Here is a 14710-nt window from a genome sequence, read left to right as displayed (position 1 = left end):
TCAGCACTGCGCCCATGCGGCGACCGGGCTGGCCAGCAGGCTGACCCCGGCCAGCGCCAATGCGAAACGCGGGCGATACGGCAGCAGCAATACCAAAGCCAGAGCACTGAGCATCAGCACGGCGAACCAGTCGACCAGGCCGAAACTCCAGCCGTTCGCCGAAACGGCAGCCCACAGCGACAGGCACAACAGGAGCCAGCCACCGATTTTCAGTCCCTGTCGACGCGAGGTTGAAAGTTTTTCGCGGAGCAATTCATCGTGGTGCCGAGGCATCGACAAGCACAACGCGGTGAATCCGGTGTAGGTAAGCAACAAGGGCAACAGCATCAGTTCGTCCCTTGTTCAAGGGTGATCGGCGGAGCCTTTTCGCGTGGTGCTTTTTTCACGCTGACCGTGCTGCCGGCGCGCTGCATTTTCCACGCGGCCCAAGCCAGAAACAGACCGGTTGCCAGGCACGTCAGATCAAACCCGGCCAATGCCCAATCACCGTGCTTGAGCGTGACGCCCAGATTCCAGGAAGTGGTCAGCGCATTGATCAGCGGCACTGCGACAAACAGGCCAGCACCCAGGGCAAGCTGCTCAATCCAGGCTTTGCGTCCCGGCCGCAACATCGCGTGTGCCACGCTCAAGCCCCAGGCAATAAAGAATGCGTTCACCTCCCAATCGGCACGTTCGGCAAGGCTCACCGGCAACAGACGATTGGCCAGGAAGAACACCGCCACCGCCGACACCAGCCCGGCCATGCTGGCGATATTCAGCACTTCAACCAGCCGCAATTCAAACGGCATCACGCCGCTCCTGGCGTGTTTGAGCTGACGCTTGCCGAGCCAGATCACCAGCCCGGTGCCGATCATCGCCGTACCCGCCAGCCCGCAGATGAAGTACAGCCAGCGCAACACCGGCCCAGCGAAGTGGCCCATGTGCAACCCGTAGAACGCGCCACCTACCGCCATTGCTACCGGCTGCTCCGGTGTGCTGCCGAGCATCTGCCCGGTCACACCATTGAAGGTCACGGCCCTACCGAAATCATGCACGACACCGTCGCCGGCACGGGCCAGCACCACCGTGGCGTTGGCATCCCCCGGATTGCTCACCGACAGGCGCGCCGTGTGGCCGCCCGACCATTGCTCGCTGGCCTTGCTCAACAGCGGCGCCATCGCCGCCAACGGTGCCGCGATGTCGGCGCGTTCCGGAGTCTTCGACGCCGGGAAAACTTCGTCATAGAACTTGCGCACGTCACTGCCGTATGAAGCGACGATGCTCGCCGGCATGACCATCGACATGAAAATCACCAGGCTGCTGTAGGTGATCATCAAGTGAAACGGCAGCACCAGTACGCCCACTGCGTTATGCCCGTCGAGCCAGGAACGCTGGCCCTTGCGCGGGCGGAAAGTGAAGAAGTCCTTGAAGATTTTCTTGTGGGTGATGATCCCGGTGATCAGCGCAACGAACATCACCATGGCCGCAATGGTCGCCAGCCAACGGCCCCACGGATAAGGCATTTGCAGCTGGAAGTGGAAACGGTAGAAGAATTCACCGCCCATGCTTTCGCGACCCTGCACTTCAGCACCGGTTTGCGCGTCGAGGGTTTTCGCTTCGAAACGCCCGCGCTCGCCAGGCTTCGCCGGCGCTTGCTGCCAGCGCACGGTCATGCCGGGATCACGGGCATCGGGCAGATCGATCAGCCAGCGCGAAGCACCCGCCGCGTGTTGTTGCAGATAATCCTGGGCCAGCGTCAGGCTGGTCTCGGCACTCACCGATCGAGCAGGGATTTCCGGCTGCATCCAGTGGCTGATCTCATCTTTGAAATAGGCCAGCGTCCCGGTCAGGAAAATCGCGAACAGCAACCAGCCGAACAGCAGTCCGGTCCAGGTGTGCAGCCAGGCCATCGCCTGACGAAAGCCCTCTTTCATGCCAGGCCCAATCCACGTGCCGCGCCAGAGATGGTTGCCAGAATCACGCTCGGCACCAGCAAGCCAACCCAGGCCGACCACGCCGTGCGGCAGGCAAAACACCAGAGCACCGCCACCAGATAGACCAGAAAGGAAATGGTCATGCCGGTCACCACCGCTTCGGCGCGGCTCAACGGCAGCCACAGCGTCAGGGTGACACTGGCCAGCGCCGCGACGAGATAGCCGCCAAACACCGCCGCCAGCACCCGAGAAGTGACGGCCAGACGATAGGACATGGGAAGTGTGGCGAGTTTGCCTTTCATGTTTCGACCCTGAAACGAAAAACGTCCGGCCGATCAGCCGAACCTACAGGCGAGCAATATTAATGATAAATATTCTCATACGCAAAAGCATCTGATTGCCGGTGGCGTATCTCGACCACTACAATGCGAACAGTTCTTGTTCTCTAACGTACTCTCTACCGCGTCAAGAAAGCGCCCGGAGTCCACCGTTGTCGTCCGCCCATCCCGTCGAATCGCTCTATCAGGCCCACCACAGCTGGCTGACCGGCTGGCTGCGGCGCAAGCTCGGCTGCCCGGACAACGCGGCGGATCTGGCGCAGGACACGTTCATCAAAGTGCTCACCGCCCGCGAACCACCGGTAATCATCGAGCCGCGTGCCTTCCTCACCACCCTCGCCAAGCGCGTTCTGTTCAATCACTACCGCCGTCAGGATCTGGAGCGCGCCTATCTCGACACCCTCGCGCAGATACCGGAAATGGTCGCGCCGTCAGAAGAAGACAAAGCGATCATCCTGCAAACCCTGATGGAGCTGGACGAGTTGCTCGACGGTTTGCCGCGTCAGGTCAAACGCGCCTTTTTGCTGGCGCAGGTCGATGGCCTGACTTATCCACAGATTGCCGCCGAACTGGGCATTTCCGTGGCCACGGTTAAACGGCATTTGAACAAAGCAGCGATGCGCTGCTACTTCGCCCTATGAACCGCGCCCCGGATTTTTCCTCTCAAGTGGCGGAACAGGCCGTGCATTGGTTGCTGGAAATGCAACAAGGCACGCTCAATCCGCGTCAGCAACAGGCCTGGCAACAATGGCTGGACGCGCACAGCGAACACCGGCGGGCGTGGGAACACATTCAACGGGTCAACCAGCGCTTGCGCGGTGTGTCTTCGCCGCTGGCACACGCGGCGTTGAACGGGACGAGGTCCGGCAGTCGTCGTCAGGCGCTCAAGCTGTTGCTGATTCTCGGCGCTGGTTCGGCGGTCACTTGGGGCATGCGCGAGCACAATCCGCTGCCGTCGCTGCTTGCCGATTACCGCAGCCCGATCGGGCAACGGCGCAAGGTGGCGCTTGGTGCCGGCGATCAGTTGCAACTCAACACAGCCAGTGCCGCCGATGTGGATGTCTCGGCGCGACTGATCCGCTTGCTCGAAGGCGAAATCCTCCTGACTGCCGCGCAATCTTTCGAAGTGCGCACCGCTCAGGGCATTCTTGAAACTCACGGTGCACGTCTCAATGTGCGTCAGTTTGCCGATCGCACGCAGGTTGCGCTGTTTGACGGCCGCGTCGAACTGAGCAGCAATGGACGCGCGCCGATTCTGCTGCCGCTTGCACGGCAACTGAGTTTCACCTCGAAATCCATCAGCGAAGCCAAACCGCTGGATGCCAACAGCGGCGCCTGGGCCGACGGCATGCTGGTGGCCGCGCATATGCGTCTGGGCGACTTCCTCGATGAACTCGGCCGCTACCGTCGTGGCCAGCTCAATTGCGACAGGAACGTCGCCGACCTGCTGATTTCCGGGACTTACCCACTGGACGACAGCGAGCGGATTCTCGACCTGCTGGAAATCAGTTTGCCGGTGAAGGTGAAGCGCTTTACCCGTTACTGGGTGAGCGTCGAAGCGCGGGTTTAAAAAACATCAAAAATAAATGAGCCGTTTTTCAGATCTGGCGTGACAGAGAAGGAAAGCCCCCTTGATTCAACCTTCTCAGGATCATCCGACATGCACTCCACCCGCCTCACGCCACTGGCTCGTACCCTGCGCAATCTTGTCCTCGGCGCCAGCCTGAGTTTCAGTGCCCTGCCCGCCGCGCTGGCCGCTGATGCCAAGGCTTATCACATCGCGCCGTCGTCGCTGGAGAACGCCCTCAACCAGTTTGGCCGTGAAGCGGGTGTGCTGATTTCGTTTGGTTCGCAAGTCACCAGCGGTGTGCAAAGCCGTGGCCTGGAAGGCAGTTACACACCTGAGCAGGGTTTGAATGCATTGCTTGAAGGCACCGGTCTGCAAGCGCGCGCCGAAGGCAACAATGCGTTCAGCCTGCAACCGGTGGCGGATGCCGCGCTGGAGCTGGACACCTCGAAAGTCGTCGGCGACTGGCTCGGCGACGCTGCGCAAATCAATGTGTTCGAGCACCCGGGCGCGCGCGATGTGATCCGCCGCGAAGAGTTCGAACGCCAGGGCGCCACTCAGGCGCGGGATGTGCTCAATCGCATCCCCGGCGTCAACGCTCCAGACAACAACGGCACCGGCAGCCACGACATGGCGCTGAATTTCGGTATCCGTGGCTTGAACCCGCGACTGGCCGCGCGCTCGACCGTGTTGATGGACGGCATTCCGGTGCCGTTCGCGCCCTACGGCCAGCCGCAGTTATCGTTCGCGCCGATCAGCATGGGCAACATGGATGCCGTGGACGTGGTGCGTGGCGGTGGCGCAGTGCGGTATGGCCCGCAGAACGTCGGCGGCGTAGTCAACTTCGTGACCCGGGCGATTCCTGATGAACCGACAGTCAAGGGCGGCTTCCAGACGGAAACCAGCCCCTCGTCGAGCCACGACGGCTTCAAGACCAGCGCCAACCTGCTGGCCGGCGGCACGAACGAAAATGGTCTGGGCGGCGCGTTGCTCTACTCCGGGACGCGCGGCGGCGACTGGCGTGAGCACAGCGACACCGAGATCGACGACCTGATCCTCAAGGGCAAATACCAGCTCGACGAAGCCAACAGCTTCAACGCCATGGCCCAGTATTACGAAGGCAAAGCCGACATGCCCGGCGGTTTGAACGTCGCGGATTACGACGCCGATCCTTATCAATCGACTCGCCCGAAAGACCAGTTCTGGGGCCGGCGCACGATGTTCAATTTCGGCTATCGCTATCAGGAAGATCGCCGCGAATTCACCGCCAACACCTTCTTCACCAAGACCTTGCGCAGCGGTTATCTGGATCAGGGCAGCTTCTTGTCGCTGTCGCCGCGCGAGTATTGGGTGCGCGGCCTGGAAACCCGTTTCGCCCAAGGCTTCGACCTCGGCCCGACCAGCCACGAAGTCGGCGTCGGCTACCGCTACATCAACGAGGCTGGCCACGAACTGCGCTATCGCACGCCGATCGCCAGCAACGAATACCCGACCACCAACAGTCGCAATGACCGCGACACCCGTGGCGGCACCGAAGCCAATGCGTTCTTCGTCGACGATCGCATCGACATCGGCAAATGGACGATCACCCCGGGCGTGCGCTACGAGATGATCGAATCGCAGCAGACCAACAACCTGACCAACGTCAAATACAAGGGCGACTACAACACCGCACTGCCGGCTTTAAACGTGCTTTATCACCTGACCGACAGCTGGAACCTGTACGCCAACACCGAAGGCTCGTTCGGCAGCGTGCAATACAGCCAGATGCCCAACCGTGTGACCAGCGGCGAAGTGAAACCGGAGAAGGCCCGCACCTGGGAACTCGGCACGCGCTATGACAACGGCGCGTTGCGGGCCGAGATCGGCGCGTTCCTGATCAACTTCGACAACCAGTATGAAAGTAATCAGACCAACGACTCCGTGATTGCCCGAGGCGAAACCCGCCATCAAGGGATCGAGACCAGCGTCAATTACGCGCTGGATGACTTGAGCCCGGCACTCGCCGGCTTCGATGTCTACGCCACCTACGCCTATGTTGATGCGACCATCCGCGAAGACGGGCCGAACAAGGGCAATCGCGTGCCGTTCTCCTCGAAACACAAAGGCACGATTGGCGTCGGTTACACCGAAGGGCCGTGGAAGCTCAATCTGGACAGCAGCTTCCAGAGCGACCAGTTCGCCGACAACGCCAACACCTCGAAGGAAAGCGCCGATGGCAGCACCGGAAAAATCCCCGGTTACATGCTGTTCAGCAGCCGCGCCGGGTATGACTTCGGGCCGCAGTTGTCGGATCTGAATGTGGCGGTGGGGGTGAAGAACATTTTCAATACGCAGTACTTCACGCGTTCGTTTGATGACAACAACAAGGGCAAGTATGTCGGGGAACCGCGCACGGTTTATGTGCAGACTTCTGTAGCGTTCTGAGGATTGAGAAGCCCCTCACCCTAGCCCTCTCCCAAAGGGAGAGGGGACTGATCGTGGGATGCTTGCGAGGTACGCCGACCTGTACGTGCTGTGCCGAATCCATAATCGACTCGACCTGAAACCGCTTTGCCGAATCTATAATCGACTCGGTCTTTCAGGTCGATGTACAACGCCAGACACCTCACCCCAGCCCTCTCCCTCTGGGAGAGGGCTGGGGTGAGGGTTCTCGGCTACAGTGAAATATCAAACCAACTTCACAAGGATCGTGAAGCATGCAAACCCGCCCCACCCTCGCCCAATTCGCCCGCCAGCTCCGCGTCAACCAAACCGATTGCGAACACCTGCTCTGGCAAAAACTCCGCTCCCGCCAGATCGCCCATCTGAAATTTCGCCGGCAATTTCCGTGTCTGCCTTACGTGCTGGATTTTTACTGCGCTGAGCTGAAGTTGGCGATTGAACTGGATGGCGGTCAGCATTATGAAACGCCGAAAGTGATTCATGATCAGCGACGGACGCACTATCTGAATCAAAAGGGCATTGAAGTCGCGCGTTTCAGTAATCTCGAGGTGATCCAGCAGATGGACGATGTGCTGGAGCAGATCATGAGAATTGCAGCCAATCGAAAAATACCCTCACCCTAACCCTCTCCCAGAGGGAGAGGGGACTGACCGGGGGATGCTTGCGAGCTACGCCGACCTGATTCTGCTTTGCCGAATCCATAATCGACTCGGTCTTTCAGGTCGATGTACCTCTTCAGACACCTCGGTCGGCCCTCTCCCGGAGAGAGGGGGGACTGATTGCGGGATGCTTCAGAAATACATCAACCTGAAGTGCTTTGCCGAATCCATAGTCGACGCTGTCTTTCAGGTCGATGTAACCCGCAACACACCTCGGTCGGCCCCCTCTCCCGGAGGGAGAGGGCTGGGGTGAGGGGCCGCTTTCTTACGCCCTGTGCAAAAACCGCCACAAACAAAAACGGGCCTGCTTTCGCAGGCCCGTTCTCATTGAGTGGCTTATAAAATCAGCGCATCAACTGTTGATCGCTGCCTGTTCGTTCTCAAGAAATTCTTCCTCCAGCAGAGCATCATTCGCCTTGCTGAATGGCACCACAGCGGCACGTGGTTTACCTCGCAGTTTGCCGAAAAGGTGCTCCAGTGCGTGCTCGAGTTTTTCGGCAGCACCGTCGATCGCCTGCTCCAGCGAATCGGCCTTGTGGGTCACGGAAATCGGTTGATGGCCTTTTGGCCGCGCTTCCAGTTGGCAGCGCATGTCATGGGGACCTGGTTTATCACCGTTCTCGTCGGCCAGATGGACTTCGACGCGGGTCAGGTCTTCTTCATAACGTTCGAGCGTGCTCTCAATGGTTGTACGTACCCACTCCTCCAGTCGTTGACTACTTTGAATATGGTTATCGCTGTTGACTTGGATTTGCATAGTTCATCCCTTATTTCAGCTAGCTCGTGAGAGGCCTTGAGTTGAATTTCCTGACCTCCTGGTTACAACAATCGGCCCGACTGACGAACATTTCAACCCCTGAAAAAAGATAAATATTCATTCGCAAAAAAAGCCGGACAACCGAGCAAAGCACTGGTAAGGTCGGGAGTTGGGTCGCCTCGCAACCCGGCAAAATTTACTCACAATTGCCCGTCGTTCAACGGGTGCAAGCTGCGAAATATCCCCGCCTCTTCGACCAGCCAATCATGCACAGCCCGTACGCCCGGATGGCTCAACGCCCCCGGTGCATAAAGCAGTACGTAACGTTTGTGATTAGGCACCGACAGGCCAAACGGCACGATCAACGTCCCTCGCTCCAACTCATCGTTAAGCAACGTGCGTCTGGCAATCGCCACGCCCATACCGGCAATCGCCGCTTCGATGGTCAGGTGATTGCGATTGAACGTGTGCCCGCGCCGTACGTCGGCGCCGTCGAAGCCAATCGCGTTCAAATAGAACTCCCACTCTGCGTATTCATAACTGCCACGCCAGGCGGTGATGTCATGCAGCAACGGGAAATGCACCAGATCCGCCGGCCCGTGCAGCGGCGGACGCCCACGCAACAGGCTCGGTGCACACACGGGAAAAATCTGCTCGTCGAGCAATGCTGTTGATAACAATCCCGGGTAACTGCCGTCGTTCAGATCTATCGCCAGATCAAAGTCGCCCTCGTGCAACGGCACGCTGCTGTCCTCGGCGACCAGCCGTAGCTGAATATCCGGATAGCGCTGTTGCAGGCGCGGCAAGCGCGGCGTCAGCCACTTGCTGAGGAACGACGGAATCGAGCGCACGCGCAAAATCCCGCTGATCATTCCGGCATCGAGTCGACGCAATTCCGCATCGATGCTGCCATACGCTTCATTAACGGTAATGGCTAGCCGCTGCCCTTCTGCACTCAATTCCACACCGCGCGCGCGACGATGAAACAGGCGAAACCCGAGGCGTTCCTCCAACTGGCGGATCTGCTGGCTAACCGCCCCCGGGGTGATGTGCAGTTCCTCGGCACAACGGGTGAACGACAGATGCCGCGCGGCACAGGAAAACACCTGCAGCCAGACATAGGTCTGGGCATGCAATTGACGACTCATCGTTTAGTCCTGCTAAAGGCTTACTTAGGAAGTTTCGTTAGTCACGTAGGACCGAGGTAGGCAGTATCGCCGACATTGCGCTTGTCCTACAAAAAATGGCAGCGATTCCTACTCCATTGCTTGTAAGGGTTTAGCATGGCTATCAGTGTTTTCGATCTATTCAAAGTCGGCATCGGCCCGTCCAGTTCCCACACCGTCGGTCCGATGCGTGCGGCGGCAACCTTCGCTCAGGCGCTGATCGATCAGCATCTGTTGAACGATGTGCGCCGTGTGGAAATCCGTTTATACGGTTCGCTGTCGGCCACGGGTGTAGGTCACGCCACCGACCGCGCCACGGTCATGGGCCTGATGGGCGAATGGCCGGACAGCATTGATCCGTCGACCATCGATCCACGCATCCAGCAACTGCGCGAGACAGGCCAACTGTCTCTCGCCGGGCAAAGAGAAATTGCCTTCGACTGGCAGCATGATCTCCTGCTGCTGGATGAGAGCCTGCCCTACCACCCCAACGCCATGTCGCTGACAGCCTTTGGCGAAACGGCCGAGCTGTTCGAGCAGACGTACTACTCGGTCGGCGGCGGTTTCATCATCGAAGCGGCGGAAGCCGAGTCCGGTGTGGCGCCGACCGGTGATGTGGTGTTGCCGTATGACTTCTCCAGCGCTGCCGAACTGCTGGCGTTGTGCCGACAGCACAATCTGCGCGTGTCCGAACTGATGATGGCCAACGAGCGCGCCTGGCGCACTGACGCAGAAATCCGTCAGGGCCTGCTGCACATCTGGTCGGTGATGCGTGAATGCGTCGAACAAGGCCTGCGCCACGAAGGCATTCTGCCCGGTGGTCTGAATGTGCCACGTCGTGCAGCGAAACTGCATCGCAGCCTGTTGGAAATCGGCAAGCCGAACGTGATCAGTTCGACGCTGTCGGCAATGGAGTGGGTCAATCTGTTCGCCCTCGCCGTCAACGAAGAAAACGCCGCCGGCGGACGCATGGTCACCGCGCCGACCAACGGTGCAGCGGGGATCATTCCGGCGGTTCTGCACTACTACATGAAATTCAATCCGGACGCGTCTGACGATGATGTCGTCGCTTTCTTCCTGGGCGCGGCCGCCGTCGGCATTCTCTGTAAGAAGAATGCCTCGATCTCCGGCGCTGAAGTTGGCTGCCAAGGTGAAGTCGGTTCGGCCTGCGCGATGGCCGCTGCCGGCCTGGCTGACGTACTCGGCGCCACCCCGGAGCAACTGGAGAACGCTGCCGAAATCGGCCTGGAACACAACCTCGGCCTGACCTGCGACCCGGTCGGCGGCCTGGTGCAAGTGCCGTGCATCGAGCGCAACGCCATCGCCGCCGTGAAAGCGATCAACGCCACGCAAATGGCCCTGCGCGGCGACGGCAAGCACTTCATTTCCCTCGACCGGGTGATCCGCACCATGCGCGATACCGGTGCCGACATGCACGACAAATACAAAGAGACTTCACGGGGCGGCCTGGCTGTGAGCTGGGTGGAGTGCTGAGGCGCATTCCCTGACCGCCCCGGCAGACCGCACCCGACGGTCTGCCAACCGTGAGCCCGAGCAAAAATAATAACGAGGCGATACCGATGACCGATGTACGTACACCTGCTGCCGAAAATCCCGCTGTAGACCGCACACGCAATACAGAAACAGCCCACAAGGGCTGGAGCAAATTCGACACCACCTGGATGCTTGGGCTGTACGGCACTGCCATCGGTGCCGGTACGTTGTTCCTGCCGATCAATGCCGGTGTCGGTGGTTTCTGGCCGTTGCTGATTCTCGCCGTGCTGGCGTTTCCGATGACCTTCTTCGCCCACCGAGGCCTGACCCGCTTCGTACTGTCTGGTCGCTCCGGGAACATCACCGAAGTGGTCGAAGAACACTTCGGCATCGGTGCCGGCAAGCTGATCACACTGCTGTATTTTTTCGCGATCTTCCCGATCCTGCTGGTGTACAGCGTGGCGCTGACTAACACCCTGAGCAGCTTCCTCGAACACCAATTGCACATCGCTCCGCCGCCTCGGGCGATCCTTTCGCTGGCGTTGATTCTGGGTTTGATGGCCATCGTCCGTTGCGGTCAGAGCGTCATCGTCAAAGCCATGAGCGTGTTGGTGTATCCATTCGTCGCCGCGTTGCTGGTGCTCGCGGTCAGCCTGATTCCGAACTGGAACGGCGCTTTTTTCGCCAGTGCTCAAGAAGCCATGCCGATGTCGGTTTTTCTCAAGACGCTGTGGCTGGCGATCCCGGTGATGGTGTTCTCGTTCAACCATTCGCCGATCATCTCCGCGTTCGCGGTTGAGCAGAAACAACGCTACGGCGAGCAGGCCGAACGCAAGAGCAGCGGCATCCTCGCCATGGCCCACGGCATGATGGTCGTGACGGTAATGTTCTTCTGCTTCAGCTGCGTGCTGGCATTGTCGCCGGCGGATCTGGCAGCGGCCAAGGCGCAGAACATTTCGATCCTGTCGTACCTGGCCAACCACTTCCAGACCCCGGTCATCGCTTATGCCGCGCCGCTGATTGCGCTGGTAGCGATCACCAAGTCCTTCCTCGGCCACTACATCGGCGCCAGCGAAGGCTTCCAGGGCATGATCGTGAAAAGCTTGCGCAGCCGTGGCCGTGTCATGTCAGCGAGCTGGCTGAACCGCGCGACCGCCGTGTTCATGATCCTCAGTTGCTGGGCCGTGGCGACTTTCAACCCGAGCATCCTCGGGATGATCGAGGCTTTCGGTGGGCCAGTGATTGCCTGTCTGTTGTTCCTGATGCCGATGTACGCCATCCGTCGCGTGCCAGCCTTGCGCCAGTATTCGGGCCAGGTGTCCAACGTGTTTGTGGTGCTGATCGGCCTGATTGCACTGTCAGCGATCATCTACTCGGTTCTGCCCTGAAAACGCGCCATTAAAAAAGGCGAGCCAAGCGGCTCGCCTTTTTTATGCCCGTGTTCATTGTTCGACAATTTTCCCGGCACAGCCCTTGCTACATACCTGCAGGGGCTGCCGCAGGCTGCGATCTTTTGATCTTCGTGACCGACATCAAAACATTGAAGAGCAAAAGATCGCAGCCTGCGGCAACTCCTATACGAAGCAACAACACAGACCACGGAATGGCCAGTGATCCGGTTTGGCGAACCAACCCGATCACGGCCGGTCAACAACTGCACGTTCAATCAGGCGGTGACGCATCATGGACAATCCTTTTCAGATCATTACCGATGCCTTCGCGCCGGACTATCAGATCAATCTGAGCATTCAGGGCCTGGACGGCAGCATCATGCTGACCCTGTCCAATAGCGGCCGGATCGTGGCCAAACGCATGATCAGCGCCGAGCAGCGCAACGACCCCGCGCGTCTCAAGCGACTGGTGCAAAGCATCCAGTTCGGCATCGCCATCGAACAGGGCCACAGCGCCATGGCGATCCTCGAAGCCATGACCAGCGGCAGCGGGCTGACCCCGCCACCGCCCCTCGTCAGCAGCCAGCCCCGACCAGCGGCCGGGCTTTAAAGCTCACCCTTCTCGACTTCAGGATGTTCGCTGGAACCGGTGCCCAGTGTGCGCTGCGGTTTCTCGATCTTCACCGAGGGAAATTGTGACGAGGCGTAACGCACCACCAGAATCGCCAGCGCCAGCAGCAGAATCCCGCCGCACAGATAGATGATGCCCATGTCCGGCGGGTTGTGGTGCGAGACATTGGAGATCAGCAGACGGGTCAGCGCGGTGATCGCTACATAGATCAGAAAGCGCACCGGCATGTGGTTGGTCTTGAAATAAATTCCGACCATCGCTCCCAGTTCGAGATAGATGAACAGCAGCAGAATGTCATCGATCTTGATGTGGCCTTCCTCGAGCATCCCGAGAAACTCCATCACCGCCGCGTATGCCGTCACCGCACCGATGGCAAACAGCGCCAGATAGTGGAAGGTCTCGACAAACAGGTTGCCCAGGGACTCGGCCAGTTGATGCACGTTTTGCCGCAATTTCTCGGCCCAGTTTATTTTCACGATGATGTTCCTTAGCTCGAATGCGAGCGGATGATGCGTGTTGGACGTGACGGTTTTCTGCACGTAACGGTTTTCATGCAGAAAAGAGGCCACGCCATCATGGCGAGCCGCCGCCAGACCCGCGCCGTGGCGTTTGGTCGCACCGCTGTGCTTTTGTAGGAGCGAGCCTGCTCGCGAATGCAGACGCTAAGGTCCATCTGACAAACCCGAAATCCGGTCTACATTGAAAAGCCACTACCCATGGCGCAGGGATTCGCTTATCCTTTTCGCTGTATATGGATACAGTAGTCGTCAAGACAACTTAATGTGAAGGCATGTGAGGTGGTGAATGGCCGTCGAAGTGGTATACCGCAGCAGCCGAGATCTGGAGCGCTTGTTCATGGATAAAGCCGAAGCTGACCGTCATGACAAAATGCTCGAACTGGCCGAATATCTGGCCGATGTCCTGCAAAAAGCCGTTCCGTCCCTGACTGAACAGCAAGTGGAAGAAGCCGGGATCTACATGGCGAAGAATCGCGATGTGTTCGCCCGGGCGTTCAAGAGCCAGCCGGATGCGCTGTCCGAGCTGATCAACGCACCGGCCGAACCGGTCGATAATGCCGAAGCTGCAGAACCTGCTGAAACGCCGGTGAAGCCGGTCAAAGCGGCGAAAGCTGCAAAGTAAGCGATGACCGAATTGAATAGGCCCTGAGTCGAATGGCTCAGGGCCTTTTTCATGCCTGTGAAACTCAGCGATACAAAACTTTCTCCGCCAACTCATCCGCCACCCGCGCCGGCGAACGTTTTTCCGCCTGCGCATGGGCGAACACCTCGGTCAGCCGTGAACTGATCTTCGACAGGTGCGCAGTAATCGTCGGCAATTCCTCGCCACGGTGTTTCAGCGAGACGTAGATCAAGCCTCCGGCATTGATCACATAGTCCGGCGCATACAGAATTCCGCGGCGCTCCAGTTGATCGGCGACATCCAGGTGCGTCAGTTGATTGTTTGCCGAACCGGCCACGGCCGAACACCGCAGTTGGGTGACCGTGTGGCTGTTCAGCACACCGCCCAGACCGCACGGCGCCAGGATGTCGCATGGCGTGCTGAGCAATGCATCGTTGGCGATCGGATGCGCGTTGAGCTGCTCCATCGCCAGTTGCACCTTGCCGTGGTCGATATCGCTGACCAGCAACTCAGCCCCGGCGGCGTGCAGTTGCTCGGCCAAGGCAAAACCGACATTGCCCAGGCCCTGAATCGCAATGCGCAAGCCTTCGAGATTATCGCTGCCCAGCCGGGCCATCGCCGTTGCTCGAATGCCGGTGAACACCCCCATCGCTGCGTGTGGCGCCGGGTCGCCGGCCGAGGTGGTGCTAGTGACATGCTGGGTCTGTTGAGCGATGCAATCCATATCCGCCACCGAGGTACCGCTGTCGATCGCGGTGATGTAGCGGCCGTCGAGCTGATTGATGCAGCGGCCAAACGCTTCAAACAGTGCCCCACGGTTTTCCACATGCACCGGACGCACGATCACCGCAACCCCGCCGCCCTGCTGCAGACCCGCCAGCGCGGCTTTGTAGCTCATGCCCTGAGCGAGGCGAATGGCATCTTCAACGGCAGATTCGTCATTGGGATAGGCAAGATAACGACATCCGCCCAAGGCTGGCCCGAGGCGACTGTTATGGATGGCAATGACCGCCTTCAACCCGGAGACCGGGTCAACGCTAAGGTGCAGCGATTCCAGGCGAGTGCTTTGCATGAGCGCAAACATCGTTGGGCTCCCGAATCACTTCTTGTAGAACGCCAGTATAGGCCTGCGCCTGAAAATTGCTGGAGCGCACCGGAATAAGCGCCTGCGCAGACCACGGCTTTGCGGCATAACCGTAAACCCGCGCA

General features: G+C 59.3%; 14 protein-coding genes and 1 pseudogene. 8 read left to right on the top strand and 7 right to left on the bottom strand.

Features of this window, described 5'->3' with window-relative positions:
• From PspS49_RS05000 to PspS49_RS04990, 3 genes are read right to left on the bottom strand one after another with little or no spacing between them, the layout of a single operon-like run.
• The gene (locus tag PspS49_RS05000; RefSeq protein ID WP_160038360.1) at positions 1 to 327 is read right to left on the bottom strand and encodes a DUF3325 domain-containing protein; all 327 of its coding nucleotides are present in this window, start codon (positions 325 to 327) and stop codon (positions 1 to 3) included.
• The gene (locus PspS49_RS04995; RefSeq protein ID WP_160038358.1) at positions 327 to 1913 is read right to left on the bottom strand and encodes a PepSY-associated TM helix domain-containing protein; all 1587 of its coding nucleotides are present in this window, start codon (positions 1911 to 1913) and stop codon (positions 327 to 329) included. Before PspS49_RS04995 ends, PspS49_RS05000 begins: the two co-directional genes overlap by 1 nt.
• Positions 1910 to 2215 (bottom strand): DUF3649 domain-containing protein, encoded by a 306-nt coding sequence (locus PspS49_RS04990; protein WP_016986986.1) that lies wholly within the window; start codon positions 2213 to 2215, stop codon positions 1910 to 1912. The genes PspS49_RS04995 and PspS49_RS04990 overlap by 4 nt, the downstream gene beginning before the upstream one ends.
• Before the next feature lie 188 nt (positions 2216 to 2403).
• On the opposite strand from PspS49_RS04990, the gene PspS49_RS04985 reads away from it, so the two are divergent.
• From PspS49_RS04985 to PspS49_RS04970, 4 genes are all read left to right on the top strand, one after another.
• Positions 2404 to 2892: a sigma-70 family RNA polymerase sigma factor gene (locus PspS49_RS04985; RefSeq protein ID WP_150749525.1), complete on the top strand. Its 489-nt coding sequence runs from the start codon at positions 2404 to 2406 to the stop codon at positions 2890 to 2892.
• Positions 2889 to 3821, top strand: coding sequence for a DUF4880 domain-containing protein (locus tag PspS49_RS04980; protein ID WP_160038356.1), 933 nt, complete (start codon positions 2889 to 2891; stop codon positions 3819 to 3821). The genes PspS49_RS04985 and PspS49_RS04980 overlap by 4 nt, the downstream gene beginning before the upstream one ends.
• A gap of 90 nt (positions 3822 to 3911) precedes the next feature.
• A complete protein-coding gene (fecA, locus tag PspS49_RS04975; RefSeq protein WP_160038354.1) occupies positions 3912 to 6245 on the top strand; it encodes a TonB-dependent Fe(3+) dicitrate receptor FecA in 2334 nt (777 codons plus the stop codon).
• A 272-nt stretch (positions 6246 to 6517) separates the two neighbouring features.
• A complete protein-coding gene (locus tag PspS49_RS04970; RefSeq protein ID WP_160038352.1) occupies positions 6518 to 6886 on the top strand; it encodes an endonuclease domain-containing protein in 369 nt (122 codons plus the stop codon).
• Between the two features lie 388 nt (positions 6887 to 7274).
• Here PspS49_RS04970 and PspS49_RS04965 read toward each other — a convergent pair whose 3' ends face one another.
• Both PspS49_RS04965 and PspS49_RS04960 read right to left on the bottom strand, forming a co-directional pair.
• Positions 7275 to 7679 carry an HPF/RaiA family ribosome-associated protein gene (locus tag PspS49_RS04965; protein ID WP_116029519.1) on the bottom strand — a complete coding sequence of 135 codons (405 nt, stop codon included), beginning with the start codon at positions 7677 to 7679 and terminating at the stop codon, positions 7275 to 7277.
• Between the two features lie 200 nt (positions 7680 to 7879).
• Positions 7880 to 8827 carry a LysR substrate-binding domain-containing protein gene (locus PspS49_RS04960; RefSeq protein WP_160038350.1) on the bottom strand — a complete coding sequence of 316 codons (948 nt, stop codon included), beginning with the start codon at positions 8825 to 8827 and terminating at the stop codon, positions 7880 to 7882.
• 135 nt (positions 8828 to 8962) lie between these two features.
• Here PspS49_RS04960 and PspS49_RS04955 point away from each other — a divergent pair, with 135 nt between their 5' ends.
• From PspS49_RS04955 to PspS49_RS04945, 3 genes are all read left to right on the top strand, one after another.
• On the top strand, positions 8963 to 10339 hold the full coding sequence (locus PspS49_RS04955; protein WP_160038348.1) for an L-serine ammonia-lyase: 1377 nt from the start codon (positions 8963 to 8965) through the stop codon (positions 10337 to 10339).
• 86 nt (positions 10340 to 10425) lie between these two features.
• The gene (locus PspS49_RS04950; protein ID WP_160038346.1) at positions 10426 to 11727 is read left to right on the top strand and encodes an HAAAP family serine/threonine permease; all 1302 of its coding nucleotides are present in this window, start codon (positions 10426 to 10428) and stop codon (positions 11725 to 11727) included.
• Between the two features lie 295 nt (positions 11728 to 12022).
• A complete protein-coding gene (locus PspS49_RS04945) occupies positions 12023 to 12340 on the top strand; it encodes a DUF3509 domain-containing protein (protein WP_127925879.1) in 318 nt (105 codons plus the stop codon).
• On the opposite strand, the gene PspS49_RS04940 is transcribed toward PspS49_RS04945, so the two are convergent.
• Positions 12337 to 12837, bottom strand: a complete 501-nt coding sequence (locus PspS49_RS04940) for a phosphate-starvation-inducible PsiE family protein (protein ID WP_053117232.1) — start codon at positions 12835 to 12837, stop codon at positions 12337 to 12339. The genes PspS49_RS04945 and PspS49_RS04940 overlap by 4 nt on opposite strands.
• 328 nt (positions 12838 to 13165) lie before the next feature.
• Between PspS49_RS04940 and PspS49_RS04935 the strand changes: the two are divergent.
• Positions 13166 to 13405, top strand: a pseudogene (locus PspS49_RS04935) (YebG family protein); the annotation flags it as partial.
• A 160-nt stretch (positions 13406 to 13565) separates the two neighbouring features.
• Here the strand turns inward: PspS49_RS04935 and PspS49_RS04930 are convergent.
• Positions 13566 to 14585 carry a Glu/Leu/Phe/Val dehydrogenase dimerization domain-containing protein gene (locus tag PspS49_RS04930; protein ID WP_105705534.1) on the bottom strand — a complete coding sequence of 340 codons (1020 nt, stop codon included), beginning with the start codon at positions 14583 to 14585 and terminating at the stop codon, positions 13566 to 13568.
• Between the last annotated feature and the right edge of the window lie 125 nt (positions 14586 to 14710).

Origin of the sequence: Pseudomonas sp. S49 (assembly GCF_009866785.1) — a bacterium.
Lineage (GTDB): Bacteria > Pseudomonadota > Gammaproteobacteria > Pseudomonadales > Pseudomonadaceae > Aquipseudomonas.
This window is presented reverse-complemented; position numbering and strand designations above follow the sequence as displayed.

What these genes read in the sequence shown, in the direction of transcription:
- PspS49_RS04930 (WP_105705534.1), bottom strand. Translation starts at nt 14,585, where the DNA reads ATGTTTGCGCTCATGCAAAGCACTCGCCTGGAATCGCTGCACCTTAGC.
- PspS49_RS04990 (WP_016986986.1), bottom strand. Translation starts at nt 2,215, where the DNA reads ATGAAAGGCAAACTCGCCACACTTCCCATGTCCTATCGTCTGGCCGTC.
- PspS49_RS04960 (WP_160038350.1), bottom strand. Translation starts at nt 8,827, where the DNA reads ATGAGTCGTCAATTGCATGCCCAGACCTATGTCTGGCTGCAGGTGTTT.
- PspS49_RS04945 (WP_127925879.1), top strand. Translation starts at nt 12,023, where the DNA reads ATGGACAATCCTTTTCAGATCATTACCGATGCCTTCGCGCCGGACTAT.
- fecA (WP_160038354.1), top strand. Translation starts at nt 3,912, where the DNA reads ATGCACTCCACCCGCCTCACGCCACTGGCTCGTACCCTGCGCAATCTT.
- PspS49_RS04970 (WP_160038352.1), top strand. Translation starts at nt 6,518, where the DNA reads ATGCAAACCCGCCCCACCCTCGCCCAATTCGCCCGCCAGCTCCGCGTC.
- PspS49_RS04995 (WP_160038358.1), bottom strand. Translation starts at nt 1,913, where the DNA reads ATGAAAGAGGGCTTTCGTCAGGCGATGGCCTGGCTGCACACCTGGACC.
- PspS49_RS04955 (WP_160038348.1), top strand. Translation starts at nt 8,963, where the DNA reads ATGGCTATCAGTGTTTTCGATCTATTCAAAGTCGGCATCGGCCCGTCC.
- PspS49_RS04965 (WP_116029519.1), bottom strand. Translation starts at nt 7,679, where the DNA reads ATGCAAATCCAAGTCAACAGCGATAACCATATTCAAAGTAGTCAACGA.
- PspS49_RS05000 (WP_160038360.1), bottom strand. Translation starts at nt 327, where the DNA reads ATGCTGTTGCCCTTGTTGCTTACCTACACCGGATTCACCGCGTTGTGC.
- PspS49_RS04950 (WP_160038346.1), top strand. Translation starts at nt 10,426, where the DNA reads ATGACCGATGTACGTACACCTGCTGCCGAAAATCCCGCTGTAGACCGC.
- PspS49_RS04980 (WP_160038356.1), top strand. Translation starts at nt 2,889, where the DNA reads ATGAACCGCGCCCCGGATTTTTCCTCTCAAGTGGCGGAACAGGCCGTG.